The organism is Neisseria lactamica, from assembly GCF_901482445.1.
Classification (GTDB): Bacteria; Pseudomonadota; Gammaproteobacteria; order Burkholderiales; family Neisseriaceae; genus Neisseria; species Neisseria lactamica.
This window is the reverse complement of record NZ_LR590477.1, coordinates 1,142,987-1,168,132: the sequence shown is the minus strand read 5'-3', so window position 1 is coordinate 1,168,132 and position 25,146 is coordinate 1,142,987. Positions and strand designations below refer to the sequence as shown.

At 54.0% G+C, this 25,146-nt stretch carries 19 protein-coding genes and 1 tRNA gene; 4 read left to right on the top strand and 16 right to left on the bottom strand.

The annotated features are described in order from the left end of the window. Nucleotides 1-11: 11 nt before the first annotated feature. Complete coding sequence (gene mtrE / locus FGL10_RS06110) at nucleotides 12-1,415, top strand: multidrug efflux transporter outer membrane subunit MtrE (protein ID WP_003706985.1); 1,404 nt, start codon at nucleotides 12-14, stop codon at nucleotides 1,413-1,415. Between the two features lie 111 nt (nucleotides 1,416-1,526). On the opposite strand, the gene FGL10_RS06105 is transcribed toward mtrE, so the two are convergent. The 3 genes from FGL10_RS06105 to FGL10_RS06095 form a co-directional block, all read right to left on the bottom strand. After that, nucleotides 1,527-3,632: a TonB-dependent siderophore receptor gene (locus FGL10_RS06105; RefSeq protein WP_003706983.1), complete on the bottom strand. Its 2,106-nt coding sequence runs from the start codon at nucleotides 3,630-3,632 to the stop codon at nucleotides 1,527-1,529. Between the two features lie 275 nt (nucleotides 3,633-3,907). Further along, complete coding sequence (locus FGL10_RS06100; protein WP_003706979.1) at nucleotides 3,908-6,064, bottom strand: TonB-dependent receptor domain-containing protein; 2,157 nt, start codon at nucleotides 6,062-6,064, stop codon at nucleotides 3,908-3,910. Nucleotides 6,065-6,243: 179 nt separating this feature from the next. Next, on the bottom strand, nucleotides 6,244-7,887 hold the full coding sequence (locus FGL10_RS06095) for a lactate permease LctP family transporter (RefSeq protein WP_003706974.1): 1,644 nt from the start codon (nucleotides 7,885-7,887) through the stop codon (nucleotides 6,244-6,246). 350 nt (nucleotides 7,888-8,237) lie between these two features. Here FGL10_RS06095 and FGL10_RS06090 point away from each other — a divergent pair, with 350 nt between their 5' ends. After that, nucleotides 8,238-9,017, top strand: a complete 780-nt coding sequence (locus tag FGL10_RS06090; RefSeq protein ID WP_036469035.1) for a FadR/GntR family transcriptional regulator — start codon at nucleotides 8,238-8,240, stop codon at nucleotides 9,015-9,017. Between the two features lie 134 nt (nucleotides 9,018-9,151). On the opposite strand, the gene gdhA is transcribed toward FGL10_RS06090, so the two are convergent. Continuing rightward, the gene (gene gdhA / locus FGL10_RS06085; RefSeq protein ID WP_036469033.1) at nucleotides 9,152-10,486 is read right to left on the bottom strand and encodes an NADP-specific glutamate dehydrogenase; all 1,335 of its coding nucleotides are present in this window, start codon (nucleotides 10,484-10,486) and stop codon (nucleotides 9,152-9,154) included. 421 nt (nucleotides 10,487-10,907) lie between these two features. Between gdhA and FGL10_RS06080 the strand changes: the two genes are divergently transcribed. Together FGL10_RS06080 and FGL10_RS06075 are read left to right on the top strand one after the other, a co-directional pair. Further along, complete coding sequence (locus FGL10_RS06080; RefSeq protein ID WP_036469060.1) at nucleotides 10,908-11,702, top strand: thymidylate synthase; 795 nt, start codon at nucleotides 10,908-10,910, stop codon at nucleotides 11,700-11,702. Between the two features lie 8 nt (nucleotides 11,703-11,710). Beyond that, nucleotides 11,711-12,718: an FAD:protein FMN transferase gene (locus FGL10_RS06075; RefSeq protein WP_003706960.1), complete on the top strand. Its 1,008-nt coding sequence runs from the start codon at nucleotides 11,711-11,713 to the stop codon at nucleotides 12,716-12,718. Nucleotides 12,719-12,779: 61 nt separating this feature from the next. On the opposite strand, the gene FGL10_RS06070 is transcribed toward FGL10_RS06075, so the two are convergent. From FGL10_RS06070 to FGL10_RS06010, 12 genes are all read right to left on the bottom strand, one after another. After that, complete coding sequence (locus tag FGL10_RS06070) at nucleotides 12,780-14,117, bottom strand: sodium-dependent transporter (protein ID WP_036475151.1); 1,338 nt, start codon at nucleotides 14,115-14,117, stop codon at nucleotides 12,780-12,782. A 386-nt stretch (nucleotides 14,118-14,503) separates the two neighbouring features. Continuing rightward, nucleotides 14,504-15,568 (bottom strand): glycosyltransferase family 4 protein, encoded by a 1,065-nt coding sequence (locus FGL10_RS06060; protein ID WP_003706951.1) that lies wholly within the window; start codon nucleotides 15,566-15,568, stop codon nucleotides 14,504-14,506. After that, the gene (locus FGL10_RS06055; protein WP_138251476.1) at nucleotides 15,569-16,327 is read right to left on the bottom strand and encodes a glycosyltransferase family 2 protein; all 759 of its coding nucleotides are present in this window, start codon (nucleotides 16,325-16,327) and stop codon (nucleotides 15,569-15,571) included. Between the two features lie 74 nt (nucleotides 16,328-16,401). Further along, nucleotides 16,402-16,477 (bottom strand) — tRNA-Ile (locus tag FGL10_RS06050). A 53-nt stretch (nucleotides 16,478-16,530) separates the two neighbouring features. Beyond that, the gene (locus tag FGL10_RS06045; RefSeq protein WP_003706948.1) at nucleotides 16,531-17,733 is read right to left on the bottom strand and encodes a beta-ketoacyl-ACP synthase; all 1,203 of its coding nucleotides are present in this window, start codon (nucleotides 17,731-17,733) and stop codon (nucleotides 16,531-16,533) included. Beyond that, the gene (locus FGL10_RS06040; RefSeq protein WP_003706946.1) at nucleotides 17,730-18,254 is read right to left on the bottom strand and encodes a hypothetical protein; all 525 of its coding nucleotides are present in this window, start codon (nucleotides 18,252-18,254) and stop codon (nucleotides 17,730-17,732) included. The genes FGL10_RS06045 and FGL10_RS06040 overlap by 4 nt, the downstream gene beginning before the upstream one ends. A gap of 9 nt (nucleotides 18,255-18,263) precedes the next feature. Continuing rightward, a complete protein-coding gene (locus FGL10_RS06035) occupies nucleotides 18,264-20,609 on the bottom strand; it encodes an MMPL family transporter (RefSeq protein WP_051926230.1) in 2,346 nt (781 codons plus the stop codon). 16 nt (nucleotides 20,610-20,625) lie between these two features. Further along, complete coding sequence (locus tag FGL10_RS06030) at nucleotides 20,626-21,219, bottom strand: outer membrane lipoprotein carrier protein LolA (RefSeq protein ID WP_003706939.1); 594 nt, start codon at nucleotides 21,217-21,219, stop codon at nucleotides 20,626-20,628. A 62-nt stretch (nucleotides 21,220-21,281) separates the two neighbouring features. Next, nucleotides 21,282-21,722: an acyl-CoA thioesterase gene (locus FGL10_RS06025; protein WP_003706937.1), complete on the bottom strand. Its 441-nt coding sequence runs from the start codon at nucleotides 21,720-21,722 to the stop codon at nucleotides 21,282-21,284. After that, nucleotides 21,719-22,651 carry a lysophospholipid acyltransferase family protein gene (locus tag FGL10_RS06020; protein ID WP_003706934.1) on the bottom strand — a complete coding sequence of 311 codons (933 nt, stop codon included), beginning with the start codon at nucleotides 22,649-22,651 and terminating at the stop codon, nucleotides 21,719-21,721. The genes FGL10_RS06025 and FGL10_RS06020 overlap by 4 nt, the downstream gene beginning before the upstream one ends. After that, nucleotides 22,648-23,373, bottom strand: a complete 726-nt coding sequence (locus FGL10_RS06015; protein WP_003706932.1) for a glycosyltransferase family 2 protein — start codon at nucleotides 23,371-23,373, stop codon at nucleotides 22,648-22,650. The genes FGL10_RS06020 and FGL10_RS06015 overlap by 4 nt, the downstream gene beginning before the upstream one ends. 49 nt (nucleotides 23,374-23,422) lie before the next feature. Beyond that, nucleotides 23,423-25,138 carry an ApeI family dehydratase gene (locus FGL10_RS06010; RefSeq protein ID WP_003706930.1) on the bottom strand — a complete coding sequence of 572 codons (1,716 nt, stop codon included), beginning with the start codon at nucleotides 25,136-25,138 and terminating at the stop codon, nucleotides 23,423-23,425. Nucleotides 25,139-25,146 lie beyond the last annotated feature (8 nt).

Below are 25,146 nucleotides of genomic sequence, written 5' to 3'. Positions count from 1 at the left end.
GGGACTTTTTTATGGATACTACATTGAAAACCACCTTAACTTCTGTTGCGGCAGCCTTTGCATTGTCTGCCTGCACGATGATTCCCCAATACGGGCAGCCCAAAGTTGAAGTTGCGGAAACGTTCAAAAACGATACCGCCGACAGCGGCATCCGCGCCGTCGATTTGGGTTGGCACGACTATTTTGCCGATCCGCGCCTGCAAAAGCTGATCGACATCGCACTCGAGCGCAATACCAGTTTGCGTACCGCCGTATTGAACAGCGAAATCTACCGCAAACAATATATGATCGAACGCAACAACCTTCTGCCCACGCTTGCCGCCAATGCGAACGGCTCGCGTCAAGGCAGCTTGGACGGCGGAAATGTCAGCAGCAGCTACAATGTCGGACTGGGTGCGGCATCTTACGAACTCGACCTGTTCGGACGCGTCCGCAGCAGCAGCGAGGCAGCACTGCAAGGCTATTTTGCCAGCACCGCCAACCGCGATGCGGCACATTTGAGCCTGATTGCCACCGTTGCCAAAGCCTATTTCAACGAACGTTATGCCGAAGAAGCGATGTCCTTGGCGCAGCGTGTCTTGAAAACGCGCGAAGCAACCTACAAGCTGTCCGAATTGCGTTACAAGGCAGGCGTGATTTCCGCCGTCGCCCTGCGCCAGCAGGAAGCCTTGATTGAATCTGCCAAAGCCGATTATGCCCATGCCGTCCGCAGCCGCGAGCAGGCGCGCAATGCCTTGGCAACCTTGATTAACCAACCGATACCCGACGACCTGCCCGCCGGTTTGCCTCTAGACAAGCAGTTTTTTGTTGAAAAACTGCCGGCCGGTTTGAGTTCCGAAGTATTGCTCGACCGTCCCGACATCCGTGCCGCCGAACACGCGCTCAAACAGGCAAACGCCAATATCGGTGCGGCACGCGCCGCCTTTTTCCCATCCATCCGCCTGACCGGAAGCGTCGGTACGGGTTCTGCCGAATTGGGCGGGCTGTTCAAAAGCGGCACCGGCGTTTGGTCGTTTGCGCCGTCTATTACCCTGCCGATTTTTACCTGGGGTACGAACAAGGCGAACCTTGATGCAGCCAAACTGCGCCAACAGGCACAAATCGTTGCCTATGAAGCCGCCGTCCAATCCGCATTTCAAGACGTGGCAAACGCATTGGCGGCGCGCGAGCAGCTGGATAAAGCCTATGACGCTTTAAGCAAACAAAGCCGCGCCTCTAAAGAAGCGTTGCGCTTGGTCGGCCTGCGTTACAAACACGGCGTATCCGGCGCGCTCGACTTGCTCGATGCGGAACGCAGCAGCTATTCGGCGGAAGGTGCGGCTTTGTCGGCACAACTGACCCGCGCCGAAAACCTTGCCGATTTGTACAAGGCGCTCGGCGGCGGATTAAAACGGGATACCCAAACCGACAAATAACCGCCCGGGCAACCAAATGCCGTCTGAAACGATAAGGTTTCAGACGGCATTTCTTTCTTTAAAACGGTTTCCGGTGCCGGCCTGCCTTTCAAGACGGCAGGCCGTATCCGTTTAGAAGGTATGTTTGACGGTTGCGGTCAGGCTGCGCGGCGTGCCGTAAACATGGATGTCGGGCATGGTGCGGTAGCGTTTGTTGAACACGTTTTCAAAGTCCAAACCGATGCGGGTGGATTTGCCGATTTTGTAATGCGCGGTCAAATCCAGCGTGGCGTATGGGCGTTGGGTCAATGCGGCTGCGGCAGCCGGGTTGATATCTGCGGGATATTCGTCCAGCGTGTGGCTGCGGCTTTGCCAGTTGACGTTTGCGCCCAGGTTCAAACGGTCGGTTAGGTCATACGCGGTAAAGAGTTTGAACAAATGAACCGGATAAGACGGATGCAGTTGCCTGCCTTCGCTGTTTTTGATTTTGGAACGTGCATAAGACGCATTCAGCAGCCATCTGTCGTTCAAGCGGCCGCCGATAGAGAGTTCCACGCCTTTTGTTGTAGTGTTGTCGGCTGCACGGTAGTATTTGTCCTTACCATTCGCGAATTTGCCTGCAACCACGCCCAAATGGTCGCGTTTGTTCATAAAGGCGGATGCGGAAGCATTCAGACGGCCAAACCACGAGGCTTTTAAGCCGAGTTCATATGTTTTGCCGCGTTGCGGTTCGAGCGGTTTGCCGTCTTTGGTCAGGTAACGCACTTGCGGACGGAAGATGGTGGTGTAAGACGCATAAGCGGTCAGATTGCCGGCTATGTCGTAAGTTGCGCCCAAATAAGGAATGAAAACGTTTTGTTTGTGGCTGCTGTAAGCAAATTTGTTGCGCTCAGTGCTGTAACGGTACCGCCAATCTACAAAACGTCCGCCGCCGATTAATGCCAGCCTGTCGGTCAGTTTGAAACGGGTCGAGCCGTAAACCGACAGGTTTTTCATATCGGTAAAACCATCGCGCGAATACGGCATATCGGGTTTGGCGATATTGCCGTCAAATTTACGCAAATCGGGAATCGTCGATTCGCCTTCTTCATAGAAAGACAGGTTTTCTTTGTTGTCCTGATAGCTGATGCCCGCATTAAATTCGTGCGAGCGGCCCAATGCCGGATAGTCGCCGTCCAAAATCAGGGAAAAATTCTGGTCGCGGTATTTGCTGCGGTCGCGGTCTGAAGTGAAAAGCGCGGAGTAGTCGGTATTGATTTCGTATGTACCGGCAATGCCTGAAACGATGTCGCTTTTACCTGCCAGATAGCTGTAATTGCCCGTCAGTTTCCAGCCGTTGTCAAACTCATGGCTGAGGGACGTGAATACTTCGGCGCCGGTGTCTTTGCCGTAAGCCCATTTTGCCGAGGAATTGCTGCGCGGCGAAGCCTCAAACGGTATGAATCCGTCTTTCTTATTGCCTGCTGCCGTCAGATAGCTGAAACGCGAGCTGCCCTTATTGCGGAAACGGTGTATTTCCGTACCGATATTCCATTGGGTCTGAGGGGCGAGGTCGTAGGACAGAATGCCGTAGAACGTATGATTGTGGCGCGATGTGTTCGGTAGGTAATCGCCGCCGTGGTCGCTGACCAAAATAGCGCGACCGCGCAAGGTATTGTCTGCATTTAAAGGCTGATTGGCATCAAGGACGAAGCGGTAGTGTTTCCACGAACCGACACCGGTTTCGACGCTGACGGCAGGCTTGGCAGTCGGTTTTTTGCGTTTCAAAGCAACCGTACCGCCCGGTTCGCCCATACCGCCGTTGGACAAACCGCTTGCGCCGCGCACGACGACGACTTGGTCATACAACGTGCTGTCCAGATTGTTGGTACTGCGGCGGATGGCTTTACCCTCGTAAAGGAATTTGGGCGCGCCGTCCACGGAAATGCTGTCAATCGCCTGACTGCGCGAAATAAATTGGCTGTGGCCGGAGACGTTGTTGCCCATTTTGCTGTGGAACACGCCCGGTGTTTGTTTCAATACGTCCTGCAGGCTGTCCAAGCCTTGGTCTTCGATTTGTTTTGCCGTTACGACAGACAGGGATTGCGGTGTTTCACGCTGGGTCAGCCTGATGCCTGTGGCTGCAGATGAGGCGGGGATGGTGTAGTTGGAAGCCGTTTGTTTCCCCGGTTCTTTGACGTGTATTTCCGGAAGGGCGGCAAGGTCTGCGGCGGAGGCGTGCGCGGCGCATAACAGCATAAGTGCGGATGATACGGCAAGCGCGGTGCGTGAAGTGCGGGGGGGGTATGCATGATTTTTCCTTTTGGTGGTTTGGCGGCGGGATTTGGCAAAATGTTGCCGTTACAACAGCCGTCGTAATCAGTATTTAAGATTGGTTCGGCTGTTATTAAAATATAGATATTAATGCGTTAAAGAGGCGGGTAACAAAAGGCAATGCCGGCAGGTTGTCCGCCTTGTAAGGTATGCCGTCTGAAACGGACTCCGTTTCAGACGGCATTTTAAAATGCAAGCGTTTAGAACTTGGCTTGCAGCCTTAACCAAGCGGTGCGGCCGGGTTCGTTCACGCGGGTGGTTTTGATGCCGGCGGCAGGATCGACAAATCCTCCGCTCCTGCTGACGAATTCGGCATAGGTTTTGTTGAACACATTGTCCACACCAGCTTGCAGGGTGGCGTATTTGTTGAATTTCCAACCTGCATTGACGGAAAGCACGCCGAAGCCTGCGGATGCGCCGATGTCCTGACCGATGATGTTGCCCTGTCCTTTGGCGTAGCGGTTTTGCTTGGCAACCAGTTTCCACAATACGCCCGCGCTGAATTTGCCGTTGTCGAAGGCAAGGGTGTTGTTCCATTCGAGCGGAGGTGTTTGTGCAAGCGGCAGATTGTCGGTCGTGTTTTTACCGCGCGTGTAGGCAAGGTTGCTGCTGATGCTCCAGTTTGGTGCAAACTGCCATTTCACTTCAAGTTCGCCGCCCAGACGGATGGCATCGATATTGCGCGCGCTCAAGTCTGGACCATGATGATGGCCGGCGTGTCCGCCTGCTGCCGGTGTGCCAGAGTGTCCGCCTGCTGCCGGTGTCGTCGGAGTATGGCTGCCGGCGGGCACACCTGTTGCCGGTGCCGTCGGAGTGGGTCCTGTGTGGTGGTGTCCCGTGTGATGGCTAGGTGCCGACGCGCTGCCGGCGGTATGATGCGTCATCGGTTTTGGTTCGACTATGATGAAATCGTCAACCTTGCCTGCAAATACAGAGGCGGAGACGTGCCAATTTCCGCTGTTCCAAATCAGCCCTGCATCAAGTTGGCGGTTGGTTTCTTTTCGGAGTCGGAGGTTTTCCGATTTTTTGCGTTCCCAGTAGTCGGGCGCACGTTGGGCGATGCCTAAACCTGCGTAGTATTTGGTATTGCCTGTTGTTTGCTCGAAACGGAAAAAGCCGGAAGTCAAAGGATATTTGGTTTTTTTGAGGGGATCGGAGTCTGCCTTGGTTTCGTATGTGCCTGTTACTTGGTCGTGCCGCAAACCGGCAATCAGTTTTTGCTTGTCGGTACGTTGCCAAGCCGCTTCGGCAAAGCCGCCCAGTTGGTCAAAACTTTGGGTAGGCTTGAAAGGACTCGAAGCGTAGTTTTCATTGCCGTTGCGTTCGGTATGGCGGTCGCGCATATAGTCGATGCCGGTTTGAAGGTTGACGTTGTCCCAGTCGAATACGGCTTTGAGATTGCCGGTATCGGTGCGGCGTTTGGGGTTATTGGCTTTTTTAATCTGCATACCGGTAGAGGAGTCGCGGATGGTACGCAGGCTGTAGGTGTCCATAACGTGGTCGATTTCGCTGGAACCGTAGCGTGCCTCGATTTCGCTCAACCACGGTGTGATATTGCGTTGGCTGATGCGGATATTCCATGCTTCGCGGTCGAATTTGCTGCCGTCCATCATACGGTCGGCGTAGGCGGCCTTACCGCGGCTGCGTTCGTATGTACCGGCGATGGTGGTGTTTTCGGTCGGGGTAACGCCCAACTGAACCATTTGGCCGTCGCGTTTGAAGTTGGAATGTACGCGGTTGCCTGCTCCGTCTTTATAGTCGTCGGATTCGTTATGTGAGACATTGAGGCGGGCATAACCGTATTTGCCGCCTGCACCGGCTTCAAAGGAGGCATCGCGTCTGCCGCTGCTGCCTAATGTGGTACTGCCGTTGAAGGAGTAGGGTTGTTCGTGGAAGGTCGGATCTTTACGGACGAAATGAACCGAACCGCTGATCAAGCCCATCCCTTGGGTAACGGTTTGCGGACCTTTGGTAACGACAACTTCGTCAAAGGTGCTGGGGTGGATATAAGAAGTGGGCGGGTCCATGCGGTTGGAACAGCCGCCGTAAACGAACTGGTCGTCTGCATTGATGGCAAGGCGCGAGCCGCCCAAACCTCGGAACAATGGATCGCCCGAGCTGCCGCCTTTGCGGATGATGCTCATATTGGGGACGGATTGTAAAAGGTCTGCGCCATCCCCTGCCGGCAGGGGCTGGAGGGTGGCTTTAGGATTGAATTTGACTGTGTTGGCTTTTTGCTGCTGCGTCCCGGTAACGGTAACGGGGGAGAGCTCGGCGGTTTCTTCCGCAACAGGGGCTGCCCATACTTGGCTGAGCGCGGCTGCGAGGGGGAGGAGTAGGAAACGGGAGGTTTTCATATCTGACCTACTTAAATGGAGGGTTGTTGTATTAGTACTAAAGTAGTATATAAAACTAAACTGAACGATGTATCAGAAGTTGCACTTTATTTAACATACATCAATAATGAATGTATCGGCCGGATAAAAAAATGCCGTCTGAAGCGGAAACGGCTTCAGACGGCATTTTGAGAGACGGGTTATTTATTAAAGAAAATCAGCGTCCACGGCAAAACATAGGCCTGCAGGAGGGTCAGGAAGCCGACAAAGCTACAGAAAATCAAACTGTGTTTTACGGTGAAGCGGAACAGGTTGGATTCTTTGCCTTCCAAACCGACCGCCGCACACGCGATGGCGATGGATTGAGGGGAGATCATTTTGCCGGTTACGCCGCCGGTGGTGTTGGCGGCAACGGTCAATTCGGGGGTAACGCCGATTTGGTGCGCCGTACTTGCCTGCAAAGAACCGAATAAGGCGTTTGCGGAAGTGTCCGAACCGGTCAGGAATACGCCCAGCCAGCCGAGGAACGGCGAGAAGAACGGGAACACGGCACCGGTAGCGGCGAGGACGAGTGCCAATGTGGACGACAGTCCTGAATAGTTTGCCACGAATGCGAAACCGAGTACCAAACCGATAGACAGGATGGACAGACGCAGTTCTTTGAGCGTTTCAAAGAACGTGCCGACGGCTTCGGAAGGTTTCATTTTCAGTAAAGCGGCAGAAACGATGGAAGCAAACAGGATTGCCGTACCGACTGCGCCGAGGAAGTCGATTTTGAACACGGCGGCGTATGGGGTCGGTTCGCTGACGATGGGCGCGGCTTTTTGTACCAAGTTGTGCAGCATCGGCCAGTCGAATTTGACGGTGGCAACGCCCAAAGCCTCTTTAACGCCTTTAATCGTCCACACGCTGACGAAAACGGTCAGGATGGCAAAAGGCGACCAGGCTTTGATGATTTGTCCTGCCGTGTATTCGCCCGCTTTGCGTTCGGACGGTTTTTTCATACCGTTGAACGTGAAGATTTCTTCAGGTTGCCATTTTTTCAGGAAAGCAGACAGGCAGATCAGGCTGACCAATGCGGAGGTAACGTCAGGCAACTCGGGGCCGATGAAGTTGGCGGTAATGAATTGGGTTGTGGCAAAGGATACGCCGGCAACCAGAACGGCAGGCCAAGTTTGGCGTATGCCGCGCATACCGTCCATCATGGCAACCAGCCAGAAGGGTACGATGACTGACAGGATAGGAAGTTGGCGGCCGGCGACCTGACCGATGTGGTAAGGATCGAGGTTGGACACTTGTCCGGCAACCAAAACCGGAATGCCCATCGCGCCGAAAGCCACGGGCGCGGTGTTGGCAATCAAACACAAACCTGCGGCGTAGAGCGGATTGAAGCCCAAGCCCACCAGCAAAGCGGCGGTAATCGCCACCGGCGCGCCGAAGCCTGCCGCGCCTTCGAGGAATGCGCCGAAGGAGAAGCCGACTAGCAGCATTTGCAGGCGTTGGTCTTCTGTAATTGAAATAACAGAGGCGCGGATAATATCGAACTGCCCTGTTTTTACGGTAATTTTATATAAGAACACGGCGGTAACGATAATCCAGGCAATCGGCCACAAGCCGTAAGCGAAGCCGTACAGCGCGGAAGAAACCGCCATACCCGCCGGCATCCCGAAGCCGAATACGGCAACGGCAAGCGCAATCAGCAGCGTATAAAGCCCCGCCTGATAGCCTTTGAGCTTCAGGACGGTCAGCGCGGCAAAGAAAAAGACGATGGGTAAGAGTGCGGCGGCGGCAGTCAGATACAGGCTGCCTCCTATCGCCGTGTAGTTTTGAATCCAAGTTTCCATAATTGGGCATCTCCGGAAATATTTTTCTAATCGTCGGCAATAGTGGTCAAACCAATTAAAGCAACGTTGCATTACTTTACGAAACTTTAATATTCAGGTCAATATATTTTTGGGCGGTGCGGCAGGTTTGAAGCGGAGGTTTTTGTTTAAATATAATTAAAACAATAAATTATGCGAATAAAAAATGTAGTTTGATGTAGTTTTTTCCTGTATTTCAGGGGTGGTGCGAGGTAAATGCCGTTGACGGCGGGAACGGCGGGTCATTAGAATCCGCCCTGATTGGTCAGTCCAATTTGATGTTTGATGTATTTTGGAAGGGTTCGGCAAAGAATCTTTTAAAGGAGGGGGTGATGAAACTGATAAGGCCGCAGAAAATCAGCGATCAGGTGTTGTCGGTGCTGGAGGAGCGCATTGCGGAAGGCATTTACGCGGAAGGGGGCAAGATCCCCCCGGAGCGTGTTTTGGCGGAAGAGTTCGGCGTTTCGCGTCCGTCGGTCAGGTCGGCATTGAATATTTTGGTCGCCCGTCAGGTTTTGGAAGCGCGGCAGGGCGACGGCTATTATGTTTCCGTCAAACCGCAGCAGGATTTCCTGAAAAGTTGGCAGGAGCTTTTGGGCAAGCATTCCAATTGGGAGCAGGATGTTTTTGATTTCAGTTGCCATATTGAGGGCTGTATGGCGGCATTGGCGGCAGAACGCCGCACGGATGCCGATTTGAAGCGGATTCGGTTTTGGCTTGAAAAGTTTGAGGAAGCGTGCGGAAGCGGCAATTTGGAACATCAGGGCGAAGCCGATGTCAGCTTTCATCAGACGATTGCGGATGCGGCGCACAATTTGTTGTTCAGCCATTTGTCGGGTGGTTTGTTGAAAATGCTGTACCGGCAGACGCGCAGCAGCCTTATTTACCTGAATCAGGAAGAAGATCCGCGTCCGAAACTGATGGCGCAGCACCGCGTGCTGTATGAGGCGATATCGAACCGCCGGCAGGTCGAGGCTTCGGAGGCGGCAAAGTCCCATTTGAATTATGTGGCGAGCAGCATCTTGAAAGACAGGGAATATCAGAGCCGTAACCGCCACGCGGATACTTTGGCGCAAAACGATTTGAAGCGCGTGCAGGATTGGGCGGTGTGAATGCCGTTCAGACGGCATAGCATATTCAGATGTATCGGTAGTCTCACCCGATTTGAACGGGCGGATAAGGAAATGCCGTCTGAACAGCATTTGCGGTTCAGACGGCATTCGGTTTGCGGGGCGGCGGCGTTTGCTTAGAAGCCTTGCGCCAGCATCGCATCGGCAACTTTGACGAAGCCGGCGATGTTCGCACCGTTGACGTAGTTCACTTTGTCGCCGGCTTTGCCGTATTTCAGGCAGGACTCGTGGATGCTTTGCATAATGCCGAACAGTCGGCTGTCCACTTCTTCGCGCGTCCAAGACAGGCGGATGGCGTTTTGGCTCATTTCCAAGCCCGAAGTTGCCACGCCGCCGGCGTTGGAGGCTTTGCCCGGGGCGTAGAGGATGCCGGCTTTGATAAATTGCTCGACCGCACCCAAAGTTGACGGCATGTTCGCACCTTCCGCAACAACGTAGCAGCCGTTTGCCAACAGGGCTTTGGCGGCTTCTTCGTCCAATTCGTTTTGGGTCGCGCAGGGCAGGGCGATTTCGGCGGCAACGCCCCACGGTTTCTGGTTTTCAAAGTATTGCAAGCCTTGCTCTTTGGCGTAGGTGGCAACCCGTTCGCGGCGGACTTCTTTCAATTCGATCAAGGCGGCGAGTTGCGCTTCGGTCATACCGCTGTCGGAGAAGAGGACGAAGCCGTTGGAGTCGGAAACGGTCAGCACTTTCGCACCCAGTTGGATGGCTTTTTCGGCGGCGTATTGCGCCACGTTGCCGGAGCCTGAAATCAGTACGCGTTTGCCTTCAAAACTATCGTTGCGGGTTTGCAGCATGGCTTGTGCGAAATAGACGCAGCCGTAGCCGGTCGCTTCAGGGCGAATCAGGCTGCCGCCCCATTCCAAACCTTTGCCGGTCAGGACGGAAGTGAATTCATTGCGGATTTTTTTGTATTGTCCGAACAGGTAGCCGATTTCGCGTCCGCCTACGCCGATGTCGCCGGCCGGAACATCGGTGTCCGCGCCGATGTGGCGGTAGAGTTCGGTCATAAAGGCTTGGCAGAAGCGCATTACTTCGGCATCGGATTTGCCTTTGGGGTCGAAGTCGGAACCGCCTTTGCCGCCGCCCATAGGCAGGGTGGTCAAGGCGTTTTTGAAGACTTGTTCAAAAGCGAGGAATTTCAACACGCCCAAATCGACGGTCGGGTGGAAGCGCAGACCGCCTTTGTAAGGACCGATGGCGGAGCTCATTTGAATGCGGTAGCCCCGGTTGACTCGGACTTGTCCTTTATCGTCCTGCCAGGTTACGCGGAACATGACGACGCGTTCGGGTTCGACGATGCGTTCCAGCAGGCTTTGCTGGGTGTATTTCGGATTTTTTGCCAAAAACGGATCGAGGCTCATGAAGACTTCTTCAACCGCCTGATGGAACGGCTCCTGATTGGGGTTGCGTTGTTTGAGGTTGGCAAACAGGGTGTTCAGGTCAGTCATTCGGATACTCCTTTTGGTTGATATTGTACTAATGGGAAAACAAATTTGTAGGTAGCAATATAAACCTATTTTTTTCTGATGCCAAGCCCGATTTGGCACAAATTGTTGACATTATTTTTTCCATATTTTCAATTGTTGATGTTTATTGCCGATAATCAATCAATAATCATAAATTAATTTCGCAAATAAAAATATTATTGGAATTTTATTCTAAGTAATTAAACTAGATTTTTTGATTACAATCAAGGTAATTTTGTTTTTAAGCCCGATTCCCCGTGGGAAAGAATAGAAATTGTCAACAATCCTGCCTGACCGTACTCGCGTTTTTATCGTCAGGCGGGGCGGCCTGCGCGTTTGTTCGGACTCGGGCGTTGGCTGGAAATGTTACAATATGCGCCGTTTAATTTGATGAAAGATGATGATGAAGGCCTATTTGGACTTGATGCGCCACGTCCTCGACAACGGTACGGACAAATCAGACCGTACCGGTACGGGCACGCGCTCCGTATTCGGTTATCAGATGCGTTTTGACTTGGGCAAAGGTTTTCCGCTGCTGACGACCAAAAAGCTGCATCTGCGTTCGATTATCCACGAGCTGCTTTGGTTTCTCAAAGGCGATACCAATATCAAATACCTGAAGGACAATAATGTTTCCATTTGGGACGAATGGGCGGACGAAAACGGCGACTTGGGCCCAGTTTACGGCTACCAATGGCGCAGCTGGCCCGCGCCCGACGGCAGGCATATCGACCAAATTGCCAATGTGGTGGAACAAATTAAGAAAAACCCCGATTCGCGCCGCCTGATTGTGTCGGCGTGGAATCCGGCTTTGGTCGATGAGATGGCCTTGCCGCCTTGCCACGCGCTGTTTCAGTTTTACGTTGCCGACGGCAAACTGTCCTGCCAGCTTTACCAGCGCAGTGCGGATATTTTCCTCGGCGTGCCGTTTAATATTGCCAGCTACGCGCTTTTGACGATGATGATGGCGCAAGTGTGCGGACTGGAAGTAGGCGAGTTTGTCCATACGTTTGGCGACGCGCACCTGTACCGCAATCATTTCGAGCAGGCCGCATTGCAGTTGGAACGCGAACCGCGCGCCTTGCCTGTGATGAAAATCAATCCTGAAGTCAAAGATTTGTTTGCTTTCAAATTTGAAGATTTTGAGTTGGAAGGTTACGACCCTCATCCGCATATCAAGGCGGCAGTGTCGGTTTAGGAGGCGGTATGGGCAGGCATTTCGGGCGCAGGCGTTTTTTGACGGTTGCCGCCGTTGCGGCGGCGGGCGCGGCGGTTTCTTTCCTGCCGAATCCTTTTGCCGCCGATGATGAAAAACGCAATGAAAATGTGTTTTTCTGGAAAGGTGTCGCGCTGGGTTCCGGTGCGGAGCTCCGTCTGTTCGGTGTGGACGACAGACAGGCGGCGGATTTGGTCAATAAGGTTTTGGCGGAAGTGGCGCGTTTGGAAAAAATGTTCAGTCTTTACCGTGAAGACAGTCTGATTAGCCGCCTGAACAGGGACGGTTATCTGACTTCGCCTCCGGCGGATTTCTTGGAACTGTTGAGCATTTGCCGGGAGATGCATACTTTGACCGGCGGGGCATTCGATCCGACAGTGCAGGTTTTGTGGAAACTGTATGCTGATTATTTTTCCGCCCATCCCGATGCGGAAACGCCGCCGCCTCAAAACAGCGTGGATGAAGCCCTGAAGCGGGTCGGCTTCGGCAAAGTCTCGTTTGACGACCGTGAAATCCGTTTTGCCGAAAAGGGTATGGGTTTGTCCTTGAACGGTATCGCGCAAGGCTATATCACAGACAAGGTTGTTGCGCTGCTTAAAGCAAACGGCGTGCCTGCCGCGCTGGTCGATATGGGTGAAATCCGCGGGTTTGATACAAACGGTAAACGGACTTGGAATGTCGGCATCCGCAATCCGGACGACGAAGAAGGCGTGTTGGCAAATATCACGATGAAAGACAAGGCGTTTGCCACTTCGGGCGGCTATGGGACGGTGATGGACAAGGCGGGCAGGTTTACCCATTTGTTCGATCCGCGAACCGGCGTGAGTACGCCTCGTTATAAAAGCATCAGCGTAATGGCGGATGATGCGGCGGTTGCCGATGCCTTGTCGACGGCGTTTTCCGTGATGGATTTGCCGCTGATACGGTCGGTTGCCGAAAGCAGGCGGCTTAAAGTTTGGCTGCTGATGCCGGACAATACTTTGAACGAAATAGGTTGAACCTGAAGCAAAATGCCGTCTGAAAGGCTTTCAGACGGCATTTTGCCGTTGGGCGGGATTTTTAAAGGATGCCCAAAGAATTGACGAAAACGATAATAATGGCAATCGGGGCGAGGTAGCGCAAGGTATTCAGCCACAGCAGCAGCACTGCTCGGGGTACGGTGCTGCCCGCGCCGGTATCTTTTAACACAGACTGCTTGTCCTGAATCCAGGCGGTAAAGATGGAAACACTCAAAGCACCAATCGGCATAATGACGGCGGAAATAACATAGTCCCACAAATCAAAAATGGTTTTGCCGAAAACCTTAAACTCACCCCATACGCCGAAAGACAGCGCGGACGGGATGCCGACAATGAAAATAGCCGTGCCGATAAGCCAAGTGTGCTTTTTGCGTTTGCGCTCGTCTTGGCGGATGGTTGCGGCAATGACCGTTTCCAACATCGAAAACGCCGAAGTCAGCGTGGCAAAAACAACCAAGAGCATAAATACCGCAAACAAAACCGTACCGAACGGCATTTTCATAAACACCGCCGGCAATACGATAAAAATCAATCCCGGCCCCTGGCTCGGTTCGAAACCGAAGGCGAACACCGCCGGAAAAATCACCAAACCTGCCAACAGCGAAACCAAGAGGTTCATCCACATAATCGTATGCCCCGAGCGGAACATATCCTGATCTTTCCCCAAATACGAAGCGTAGGTAATCATAGCGGAAACGCCGATGCTCAGGGCAAAAAACGCCTGTCCCAAAGCCGTAATCATTGTATCGGCTTTAAAGTACGACCAATTCGGTTTGAGCAGGAAAGACACGCCCTCCATTGCACCCGGCAGCGTCAGCGAACGGATTGCCAGCGCAATAAAGAGGATAAACAGCCCCGGCATCAGATAACGGTTTGCCTTTTCAATGCCGTCTGAAATCCCGCCTTTGACCACCCAAACCGTAATCAGCATAAACAGTGCCTGATAGGACAGCGAACCTGCCGGATTGGAAATCGTTGTGCCGAACAGGGCTTCAAAGTCCGCGCCGGTATGAACCGCCCCCGTGAAACTGTGGACGACATAATTTAATACCCATCCGCCGACCACGCTGTAAAACGACAGCAAAATAAAGCAGGCGGCAACGCCCATCCGCCCGACCCAAAGCCACCGCGTACCCGGACGCAGAACCCTGAAGGAATCGACGGCATTTTTACCGCCCGTGCGCCCGATATAAAATTCGGCAAGCTGAACGGGTAGGGCGACCAAGATAGTAAATATCAAAAACAGCAGGAAAAACACCGCGCCGCCGTTGGTGCCCGCCGTATAAGGAAATTTCCAAATCGCGCCCAAACCGATAGCCGAACCTGCCGCAGCAAGGACGAAACCGATTTTGGACGACCAAGAAGTATGGTTACTCATAAAATTTATTAAGAAATGTGAAGATAGTATAGTGGATTAACAAAAATCAGGACAAGGCGACGAAGCCGCAGACAGTACAGATAGTACCGAACCGATTCACTTGGTGCTTCAGCACCTTAGAGAATCGTTCTCTTTGAGCTAAGGCGAGGCAACGCTGTACTGGTTTTTGTTAGTCCACTATACATTGTAACAAAGCACTTGACTCGGCAGCACAAGCCGGGGAAGACGCTGCAAAACTTTGCCAATAGGCTGCGTAATATCGGGGGATATTGGGATTTTCTTATTTTGAAGGATGGATTCGGGGTGTTTCTTTTCAATGAACGAATATAATTTGGCGGTTTGTTGCATCAAAGGCTTTCAGACGGCATATGCCGTCTGAAAGCGGCTTATATTGCATCCAATAATTTGTCGGCGGTATGGTTGATGGTAAAACGGTTGGCGACGCATTGATGCCCTGCCGTTGCCAGTGCGTTTTTTGCTTCGGGGTTTAAGACGAGGCGTTCGATTTCGTCCGCCAAAGATTCAGGTGTCAGCCTATCCAGCAGAATCCCCGATTGATGATGTTCGATAATTTCCTTTTGCGCGCCCAAAGTATTGGAAATCACCGCCGTTCGGCAGTACATCGCCTCGCATAATGACAAACCGAATGCCTCCGGGACGAGGCTGGGCAAAACCACGACATCGCTTTGGCGGTAAAACGAAGCAAGTTTTTCGGTAAACCCTTCAAAAGAAACAAATGGTTCTGCTCCCGAAGCAGATACGTTCCGCTTCAGGCGGCACATATAATCCGGATGTCCGTGCCCTGCCAATTTGAGCCTGATTTGAGGATATTTCTGATGCAGTATCACACAGGCTTCAATCAGGTTTTCCAATCCTTTTTCCGGACTGATCCTGCCGGCGTAGGCGACGGTAAAAAAACGGCTGTCGGGTTTTTCTTGAGAGGGAGGGAACCGGCCGGTATCGATACCGTTATGAACAATCCGGTATTTTTCTTTAAAGGGATTGCCGACGGTTTGCACATCGTAAACCAGATGGGAAACGCAAATAAAGCGGTCGGTGTTTTTCTGTATCAGGCGGTGATAAAAATCGGTTTTGTTGGCGACGACATTATGTTTGACAAATATCAGGCGCACCCCGGTCAGTTTTTTCAAAAGTATGGATAAGGCGGCAATTTTGCCGGTGTGTATCATCAGGTGGGAAATGCGGTTTTTCCGGATAAAGCGGGTAAGTGCGTAGAGCGAAAACAGCCCGTTGAGCGTGTGAAGGCGCGTTGTGAAAACGGAAGAAACTTCGGAAAATCGCCTGTGCATCAATTCATTATTTTTATTGACGGCGGTAAACATCGTGCAGCCCCGAAGTCCCAATGCTTTTGAAACATCATAGACATATTGTTCGCCCCCGCCCCAAATCTTGGCCGATACGATATTTAATATCCTGAATTCTTTTTCCATTTAAAATTTTCCGCCGGATTTGTACAGATAATATAGTTTGACATATTTAATCATCGTGTAATAGCTGTGATTGACGGACATAATCCAACCCATTTTCCCATCGAGAAACCCTTTGTTTAGGATATAAATTTTGAAAAAACCCCAAATCGGGCGGAGGATAATGTCCCTAACGAAACGCACGGGCTTTCCCTGCTCTCGGTATTTCTCGGCTGAAATGGAAGTATATTTGTTGAATTTGTTGAAATATTGTTCCCAGTTGTCGTATGTGTAATGGTACATAAAATGCTTCAGACGGCGTTCGGGGTAGGGGGTTTGTACGGTTTCGTGTACTTTGCCTTGCACCGAACTGTCTTTTTTCGGCATCAGACGGCATACGCTGTCGGGACGCATCGCGCCGTGTGTGGCGGGATGGTTGGGGAAAAGGTTGCGGCGTTCGACAAAATAGGCGGCATAATCGCCGGTTTGGACAATTTTTGAGATTTCATCAGATAGTTCCGGCGTGCAGCGTTCGTCTGCATCAATCAGGAAAACCCATTCTCCGCCTGCCTGTTCGATGGCAAATGTTTTTTGCGCTCCGAAATTCCCGTTCAAATGCCGTCTGAAGACTTTTGCGCCCAAACCCTCGGCAATTTCGGCAGTATTGTCGGTGCTGTGGTCGTCAATAACGATAACTTCTTTATCGAAACGGCAACTTTCAATACATTCCCGAATGTGGTTTGCTTCGTTTTTGGCAACAATCAATACGCTGACTTTTTTCATCATCAAGGTTTCTCAAAGCATTTTGGTTTCACAGGGCGGAAAAAAAGCCCAAACATACGTCCGGGCTTGGGAATTGGTGGGTCCGGTGGGGTTCGAACCCACGACCAAGGGATTATGAGTCCCCTGCTCTAACCCCTGAGCTACAGACCCGTCAAGAGTAGGCGCGTATTGTATAGCATAGCGGTGGGATTGACAAACTTATTTCATCCGATGATTAAGACGCAGTTGCTTCCCCCGAAGGCAAATGACGAGCTGGAGGCAATGCGTTTTTCGGTTTCCCAGCGGCTGCCGCTGCCGGTCAGGTTGATAGCGGGCAGGTCGGGGTCGTTCTGCCCGTCCCAAAGCTGGGGCGGAAGTTTTCCTTCGGGATTGCTTTGCCGGTCGGCAATGCCCCACGCGAACGCGGCTTCGATTGCGCCCGCCGCGCCCAGCGTGTGTCCGGTTTGCGGCTTGGTGGACGTGCAGGGCGTATTGTTGCCGAAAACCGCTGCAACGGCGCGGCTTTCCATACTGTCGTTGTGGTGCGTCCCGGTGCCGTGCAGATTAATCCAGCCGATGTCTTCGGGCGCAAGGTTTGCGTGTTGTAATGCCGTCTGAAAGGCAAGAATTGCGCCTTGAGCGTCGGGGCGCGGCGTGGAAATATGGTAGGCATCGCTGCTTGCGCCATAACCCAGAAGCCGCATACCGCCGGAAAAATCCGCATCGCGCGTCATGATGAATACGGCTGCGCCTTCGCCGATATTGATGCCGTCACGGTTGGCGGAGAAAGGATTGGCAATGTTTGGGGACAAGACTTCCAGTGAGGCGAATCCATTGACGGTCAGCGGCGAGAGTGTGTCTGCGCCGCCGCAGACGACCGCATCGCACATACCGGCGCGAAGCAGGCGTGCGGCACTGATTAATGCGCGCGCGCCGGAAGTGCAGGCGGTGGAAACGACATAACGCAGACCGTTCAGCCCGTAAGCGTCGGCAATGAAATCGGCGGGCGCGTTCATAAGGTGTTGGCATTGGTTGAACGTGAGGCCTTGCCAGGCTTTTCCCTGCACTGCCTGTCGGAACATCGGGATGTTTTCATCCGCGCCGCCGGTGGATGTGCCGATAACGACGGCAATCCGGTTTGCGCCGTACCGCCGTATGGCGGCGCGGATTTGCGGTTCGATTTGTTCGAGCGTGTGCCAAAGCAGCCGGTTGGTGCGGCTGCGGCAGTGTGCGGGCGTGCCGTCTGAAAAGGGGCGCAGGATTTCTTTTACCATACCGAAGGCAAGGTTTTTGCCGCCAACCCAGTCGGATGAAAATGTCAGTGCCGGTTTGGAAGAAGGGGACAGCAGGGTGTCGATGTGGGTGTGCAGGCCGCTGCCCAACGCGCTGGTGAGTGCAGGGCTTCCGAGGTAAACAGGTATGTTCATAATGGTTCAATCGGTGTAACCGACCAGCGGGTTTGGTCGGGTAGGGTAATCAAAAATTGCCCGCTGGTATGGTTGACGCACCATATGTCCCGATTGCGGTAGCGGAACAATGTTCCTTCTTTGCAGAAGGATGCGCCGCCGTCTGCCTGTTTGAGGCCGGGATAGGGGGGCGCGGCATTTTCGGCAGTTATCAGCGGGAGCAGTGCGGCAAACAGGCGGCGGGACGGCATATTGGGCATCACGAACCCGTCATTTTTCCAGCCGCCGCTGTTGATAGTCTGGCGTGAAACCGGTGCGCCCAATATGTCGGTTTGTACAAACCGGATGCCGTCTTCAAGCTGTTCGGCCGCCAGTATGCCGGTTTGCACGGGTTCTTGCCCCTTATTGTAGCGTTCCCATTTGAACCATTGTACGTCTTGGGTAAGGCGCGGTTGGGTTTGGGGGACGGGTAGGGCATATGGGGCGCAGGCGGCGAGCAGTTTTGCGCTCAATAGGGCAAGCAGGGTCGTGGTCGGGCGCATAAGTTCCTTTCAAAAATGCCGTCTGAAGCGGAAACGGCGGCAGGGCGGCTGACGGTCGGGATGCTGCGTATCGGGGGCGGAGTACATCAGCCGTGCCGCCAGCCACAGGTTCAATATGACCCCGATGCCGACGGTTATGCCGAATGCGGCGACGGCCGGTGTTCCGCTGAAGGCAAGCAGGACGAAGGAGATGCCTGTCGTGAGCGCGGCAAGCAGCATACCGCCCAGCCGCGCATCGGTGCTGTGTCCGGCATTGAGCGCGTAAACGGCATAATCAATGCCGATGGCGGAAACCAGCAGCAATCCGAACATGGCAAACAGGCTGACGGGTATGCCCAGCCAACCCAATACGGCAACAGTGCCGATGGCGGCAGCAATGGGGACGGCGAGGATTTTTCCACCCTGCCGTGCGTCAAACAGCCGCCACAGCAGCAGCCATGCCAACAGGTAAGACGACAATTTCAGCCAAGCCGCCTGATTGCGCGTATGGCGGAACAGTTCGTTGAGCCTGCCGCGCTTGTCCGCCCATTTGATTCCCGGGATGGTTTCCGCCGTTTTACGGACGGTTTCCGGTTCGGTCAAGCCGTTCAGACGGATAACGGAGGCATAACGGTGCGGTGCGGCTTCGCCGAGATACAGAGGTTTCCAAGCCTGCGCCAGAGGCAGGGCGATGCCGTCTGAAAGCGTGATGGCGGGCGTGTCGGCCGCTTGCAGCAGGGCGGATTTCAGCGTGTCTTCGGGAATGCCCAGTTCGTGCAGGGCGCGGTAGTTGCCGGGTTTGTCTGCAATCGCGCGCAAATATTGTTTCAGGCGGTTTTGTTCGGCTGTCGGCAGGATGAACTGATCCAGCGATTGGATGCCTTTCAGTTTGCCTTGTCGAATCAGGGGGGCGAGGACGCGGCGCAGTTCGGCATTTTTTAACAGCAGCGCGTCTTCGCTTGCGGCTTCGGCAACCAGATATTGACCGCTGAAATCGGTTCCGCCCAATGTGCCGATTTTTTGTATTTGCGACAACAGTACGGGCGGCATATTCACCCATTGGCGGATGTCGTCGTGCCAGTTGCCGCGCCACAGTCCGACGGCGGCGAAAACCATCAGGAAAACTGCTGCGGGATAAGTGAAGGACGGGGGAAGTTGTTTTCGGGTGCGTTTGCCGAGCGCGGCACTCAAGGCGGCAAAAGGTACGGGTTTCGCCTGATAACGGGTAAACAGGGGCGGCAGCAGGCAGACGGTCGCGCCGAATGCGCCCAGCAGCGAAAAGCCGGAGAAAACGGCAGTTTGCTGTAAAACCGGCAAAGGTGTGAACCAGAGCAGCGCGTATCCCGAAACGGTAATCAGCAGGCTGACGGCAAAGGCGGGCAATACCTGCCTCATCGCCGGTTTCGCCCGCCACGGCGAAAATACCGACGGGGTCAGCCAGTGCAGCGGGAAATCGACCAGCATCCCGATCAGGCTCGTGCCGATAACCAGCGTCAGGGCGTGGATATGCCCGAATACCGCCAGCGTCGCCGCCAAGCCCGCCAGCATTCCCGCCGCAGGCGGCAGCAGCAGCCAGAAAGTGCGCGCGCTGCGGAAAACCCACAAGATGAGGGCGATGGTCAGGGTAATGCCGGCAAAACCCATTATCCGGCTTTCTTTTTCTGCATCGGCTTTGGCGGCTGCTGCAAAAAGTGCGCCGCCCCCGGTCAGGATTTCGGCGTGCCTGCCGGATGCCAATGTCTGTGTTTTTTGGAGCAGGTTTGCCAAGGCATCTTGAGGCAGGGCGTTATCGGGCAGCTTGGCGCGTATCCAAACCCAGGTTTTTCCGTTGTCTTCGTTGAACAGCATACCGTTTTCGGGGTGCCATTGCAGACGGGTTTGGGGATTGATTTTGCCGGCAACGAAACGCCCGAAACCCAGCCAGTCCTCGTCTAAGGGCAGGGGGGATACGGCAAACGGGTTGGCGGCATCTTCGGCGCGTTGGCGGAAATAGTCGGCGGGTTTTTCGGTCAGCAAACGCCGTTGGGCTTCGGGTAAGACGGCCAAACTGATTCTGCCGATGTCTTGGCGGATTTGTGCAAAGTCGGGACTGATTTGGCTGTTTACTTCGGAAAATATCCCGCTTTGCCGCCATAAGGAGGCGATTTCCGATGCCGTCTGAAATGCGGTTTCGGGTCGGGGGCTGCCCGCCAGCAGGATGATTTGACTGTTGATTTGCGCGTCGCCGGCGCGTTCCGCCGCCTGCAAAACGGCATCTTGGCTGCTCTTGGGCAGCAGCTCGGTCAAATCGGTTTGCAGCCAATCGCGCGTTGTGATGTTGTAACAGGCAAAGGCGGCAAGTGCCGACATCAGCAGGGTGTAAATCAGGCGGGTCATAGCGGTTCGGACGGTGTCAGAGTGATTGTTCGGCAAACTTGTCCGGTGGGTTGCCGACGCTGATGCCGTCAAACCGCATATCGGTTTTGTCCCCTTGTTTTTCGTGCAGTTCGATACGGCGTACGACGCTGTCCCCGCTGATGTCGATATGGTTGAAGATTTGTTTCATCACCAGTGTTTTCGGCGTGAGTTGCAGCGTCCATTTTTGCGCCGATCCTTCGAGTTTCAGGTCAAACTGTTTTTCCAGCCCTTGCGTATCGCCGCCGATAAGGTCAAGAAAGAGTTTGATTTGCCTGTTTTGTCCGGAAAATTTTCCGGTGTCGGGCATCATCCAGCCTTTGCCGTTCCATTGGCTGATGCCGTCCGAACGGACGCGCAGGGTGGCGGCAAACGGTTTTTGCATCTGCCAGAGCAGTCCGCGTTTGGGCATCAGTACGAATTTTCCGGTTGCAGCCATCGGTTTGGATAGGGATTTCAGATGGCGGTATTGGATAAAGCTGCCTTGGATGTTGTCGGGTTTTTGCAGTATCCGGGTCAGTTCGGCAGTGGAAAATGCCGAGGCGGAAAGGGCGTTTGCGGCAAGGAGCGCGGCAAGCAGGTATTTTTTCATAGTTGTCTGTCGGTGTGGTAATAATGGGGCGGAAAATGCCGTCTGAAAGCGGACGGCAGGGCTTATGCGGCTTGAAAAGTCGGATGACTCCGTACGGCTTCGAGCCAGCTTTCCGGCGTTTGGAACTGTGTTTCTCCGGTTTCCAAGGATACTGCCGCCTGCGTGGTCGATGCGCGGGTCAGTTTTTCGCCGGTTTGCTCATCGGACAAAGTGTAGTCGATACGCAGGCAAGTGTCGATTTCGACGATTGCCATATCGATGCGGATGGTTTGTCCGAACCGTGCGGGGCGTATGTATTTCAAGTCCATTTTGACGATGGGCCAACTGAAGCCCCGCCTGCCCATTTCACCGTAGCCGTAGCCTATGCTGTCAAGGAAGGCGCAGCGTGCGACTTCGAGGTATTTGACGTAGTTGCCGTGCCAAACGATCCGCATCGGATCGACATCGAAAAACGGGACTTGGATGATGTGGCTGTGGCGGCAAAAAATGTGTTTTTTGTTCATCGGGGATGGTGCTCCGTATGCCAAAAGTCGTAAAAATTGAACCATTGCAGCGGATTCAGACGGCATTCTTCTTCCAAGATGCGGGCGAAATGTTGTGCGGATTCTTTGATTTTTTGCGTGCGTTCCGCCCGCGTCCAATCCGATGTGTCGGTCATAGGGCGAAGTTTCAGGCGGTAGCGTCCGTCCTGTTTGATGCAAAACAGCGCGTTGACCTTGGTTTTCAGCAGCGATGCCAGAATCCACGCCCCTTGGGGTATTTCGGTACGGTGTTGCAAAAAATCGACGGTTACGGTTTTTTCGCCCCGGACGGGGATGCGGTCGGCGGCGACGGCCAGCCACTCTCCTGCTTCAATACGTCGGCTGAGCGTCATCATCAACGATGCGTCCAAGTCGCTTACCTGTATCAGTTGGATTTTGTCCGCTCCCGCCTGTTGCAGGGCTTCGTTGAACATTTGTGCGTGGCGGCTGTGTACGAGGACGTTGAGTTTGAAATTCCGGTGGTGGGAAACCAGTGCGCGGCAGATTTCCGTATTGCCCAGGTGCGAACAGGCAAAAATCTGTCCGCGCCCGTTTTGATACATGGCGGCGGTCAGGTTGTCGGGGTCTTCGATAATCAAGTCTTCGTAACGTATTTTGCGCTGCCATACGGCAAACCGGTCGCAAACGGCTTCGCCGAATGCCAAAAACTGCGCGAATATGCGGTTTTCAGACGGCATAGCGTCGGGAAAGGTATATCGCAGGCGGTTTTGGTAGGTATGGAGGTTTTTCCGCACCCGGGGTGAGGTCAGGTAGAAATATAGGACGACAAACCAAATACACGGTTTCATCAGCAGGGGAGGGAAGTAACGAACAATTACCGCCGTCAGCTTGAGGAACAGGCGGTTGCCGCGTTCGTTTTGTTCCGCCCAGTGTCGGGATGCGCCGTTCATCGGAATGCGCCTTTCAAGATGCGCCAACGCCATTTGAGCATACCGAAAAACAGCCGTGTGTGCATTTGGCTGATAAGGATGTTGTCGGCAAGGGCGCGGAAGTGGGAAATGCCGTCTGCGGCGTAACGGACGGGCGTGGGGATCCACACGGTTTTGATGCCGCGCCAATATAGCCGGATCAGGATTTCGATATCGAAGTCCATACGGTTGCCGATGTATTCTCCGCGTATGACCGCCAACGCAGGCGGCAACGGATAAAGGCGGAAGCCGCACATACCGTCTTTAATATCGGACGACCAGGTGTGAACCATATTCCAAAAGTCGGTAATCTTGCGCCCGTACAATCGGGATTTGGGCGCGTCGCCGCCGTATTGCGGCTGACCGCAGACGAGGGCTTCGGGATTGAGTTGCGCGGCACGGACGAACTTTGGCACGTCGTCCAAACAGTGTTGCCCGTCGGCGTCGATTTGCAGGACGTGGCTGTATCTCAGCTCCGCCGCCGCCTCGAAACCTGTGCGTACTGCCGCGCCTTTGCCGCCGTTGCTTGTGCGGCGGATGACGCGGATGCCGTCTGAAGCCAGATTTTCTAAAACGGGTATGCAGTCGGGGCGGGAGCAGTCGTCCACGACCAACACGTCCAAACCGCAGGCGCGCAGGCCGTGCGCGACCGTGCCGACGGTTGTCGGGTGGTTGTAATGGGGGATGAGGGCGAGGATGTTCATATTTATATTAAGGTAAGGCGGTAATCTTATTTGCCTGTGCGAAGGCGGTTCATCGTTCTTCCCTTGCGGCCGGATCGGGACTGTCCTGCGGCGTGTCGAATACCAGTTTCCCCGAGGCGCAGGCGGCATCCTGTTTTCGGATGGTAAACGACAGTTTGTTTTTATCGGCATCGTATCCGAGTTCTACGGAAATGTCGTCATACGGACGGATAAACTGCTGGTATTTCAGGTTTTCGATGCGGATAATGTTTTGCCTGCCGAAGGGGTGCCGTGCGGCAAGCCGGCGTACCCATTCCAATTCGACTGCGCCGGGGACGAGTGGGAAGGTGGAAAAATGTCCGCCGAAATAGGGCAAATCCGGCGGTACGCGGGTTTGATAGCGCAACCGGTTTCCTTCGGGCGGCAAGGTGTGCCATTGCGGCGCGGCGGGTTCTGCCAATGCCGTCTGAAAGTCCGCTGCGGTAATTTTCCCTTGTCCGTTGCGCGGCAGACGGTCTGTAAAACGCCAGTAGCGCGGCAGGGCAGCCGTGTCTTGCGTTTGGGCAAGGTGTTGCTTGAGTGCGGCGATAACGGCGGCGCGCCCCTGTTCCAGCCACGCCGTGATGCCTTCCGTATCGAGTGCCGCCCAAACGGCAATGCGTCCGTGTTCCGGATGCAGGGCGCAATGTGCGTCGGCAATCCAAGGGTGTTTCAGTAATTCGTGTTCGATTTGGTTGAGCGAAATGCGTTTGTCTGCCAATTTGATTATCCTGTCCTGCCTGCCCAGCAGGGCAAAACCGTCTTCGTGTGTTTCGATGCAATCGGCAATGTATTGCACGCCGCCTGTCCACGGCGAGGATATTTCCACCGATTTGCCGGTATTGCGGACGGAGACGTTGGGGAACGGTTGCCATAAGGTCTGTTTTTGGCGGGATGCAATGATGCCGGTTTCCGTACTGCCGTAAACTTCATAAGGGCGGACTGCATATTGTTCCAACAGGGTGGCAGTTTCCGGGGGGAGTTCCCCACCTGCGGAAACGATGCCGTCTATCCTTCCGTTTAACGCCGCCCAATCCCGATTTTCGCCGAAACGGTTGAGCAGGGCGGGGCTGGCAATCCAGACATTTTGATAATCGGACGGCACGTTCAGGCTTGCCGACAGTAGCAGTTCGGGATAGGCGTTTTGCCTGCGGATCATCGCCCACCCCATCAGCAGCGGAAGCGCGAAGCGGAAAGTCAGTCCGTACATATGTTGCGGCGATACGCTGCCGAGGACGGCGGTTTTGCCGCGTCCGAACGGGATTGCCGCAGCCAGCGTGCGGGCTTCCGATTCGATTTGCGCGGCGGTTTTGACGATTGTTTTGGCTTCCCCGCCGGAGCCTGATGTACGCAAATGCACTTCTGATTCGGGCGGGATATCCAATGCTTGCGGTATGCGGCTTTCAGACGGCATACCGCCGCAAGGGGTTGGCATTTGCCAAACGCGGATGCCGTCTGAAACAATATCGGTGTCGGTCAGCAGGATTTGTGCGGATTTCGCCCAAGTCAGGTTTCCGGGCGCGGTATTCGGCAGCAGCAGGGCTTTGCCGCCGCTGTTCCAAACGGCAAGCAATGCGGCTGCGAACAGCGCGGCATCGTCAAACCACAATGCCGCCGAACGGATGTTGTTTTGCGTTAATTTTAACGACAGGGTATGTACCGTGCGTATAAAATCGGCGCGGGTCCACAATGGGTCTAGGGCAATCGGTGTGCCGTCGGAGGGATGGATGTCAAACATTCGGGTCATATATTCCA

Bases quoted from the DNA above. Each gene is read 5' to 3' on its own strand.
- mtrE (WP_003706985.1), top strand. From the start codon at position 12: ATGGATACTACATTGAAAACCACCTTAACTTCTGTTGCGGCAGCCTTT.
- FGL10_RS06105 (WP_003706983.1), bottom strand. From the start codon at position 3,632: ATGCTGTTATGCGCCGCGCACGCCTCCGCCGCAGACCTTGCCGCCCTT.
- FGL10_RS06100 (WP_003706979.1), bottom strand. From the start codon at position 6,064: ATGAAAACCTCCCGTTTCCTACTCCTCCCCCTCGCAGCCGCGCTCAGC.
- FGL10_RS06095 (WP_003706974.1), bottom strand. From the start codon at position 7,887: ATGGAAACTTGGATTCAAAACTACACGGCGATAGGAGGCAGCCTGTAT.
- FGL10_RS06090 (WP_036469035.1), top strand. From the start codon at position 8,238: ATGAAACTGATAAGGCCGCAGAAAATCAGCGATCAGGTGTTGTCGGTG.
- gdhA (WP_036469033.1), bottom strand. From the start codon at position 10,486: ATGACTGACCTGAACACCCTGTTTGCCAACCTCAAACAACGCAACCCC.
- FGL10_RS06080 (WP_036469060.1), top strand. From the start codon at position 10,908: ATGAAGGCCTATTTGGACTTGATGCGCCACGTCCTCGACAACGGTACG.
- FGL10_RS06075 (WP_003706960.1), top strand. From the start codon at position 11,711: ATGGGCAGGCATTTCGGGCGCAGGCGTTTTTTGACGGTTGCCGCCGTT.
- FGL10_RS06070 (WP_036475151.1), bottom strand. From the start codon at position 14,117: ATGAGTAACCATACTTCTTGGTCGTCCAAAATCGGTTTCGTCCTTGCT.
- FGL10_RS06060 (WP_003706951.1), bottom strand. From the start codon at position 15,568: ATGGAAAAAGAATTCAGGATATTAAATATCGTATCGGCCAAGATTTGG.
- FGL10_RS06055 (WP_138251476.1), bottom strand. From the start codon at position 16,327: ATGAAAAAAGTCAGCGTATTGATTGTTGCCAAAAACGAAGCAAACCAC.
- FGL10_RS06045 (WP_003706948.1), bottom strand. From the start codon at position 17,733: ATGAACATACCTGTTTACCTCGGAAGCCCTGCACTCACCAGCGCGTTG.
- FGL10_RS06040 (WP_003706946.1), bottom strand. From the start codon at position 18,254: ATGCGCCCGACCACGACCCTGCTTGCCCTATTGAGCGCAAAACTGCTC.
- FGL10_RS06035 (WP_051926230.1), bottom strand. From the start codon at position 20,609: ATGACCCGCCTGATTTACACCCTGCTGATGTCGGCACTTGCCGCCTTT.
- FGL10_RS06030 (WP_003706939.1), bottom strand. From the start codon at position 21,219: ATGAAAAAATACCTGCTTGCCGCGCTCCTTGCCGCAAACGCCCTTTCC.
- FGL10_RS06025 (WP_003706937.1), bottom strand. From the start codon at position 21,722: ATGAACAAAAAACACATTTTTTGCCGCCACAGCCACATCATCCAAGTC.
- FGL10_RS06020 (WP_003706934.1), bottom strand. From the start codon at position 22,651: ATGAACGGCGCATCCCGACACTGGGCGGAACAAAACGAACGCGGCAAC.
- FGL10_RS06015 (WP_003706932.1), bottom strand. From the start codon at position 23,373: ATGAACATCCTCGCCCTCATCCCCCATTACAACCACCCGACAACCGTC.
- FGL10_RS06010 (WP_003706930.1), bottom strand. From the start codon at position 25,138: ATGACCCGAATGTTTGACATCCATCCCTCCGACGGCACACCGATTGCC.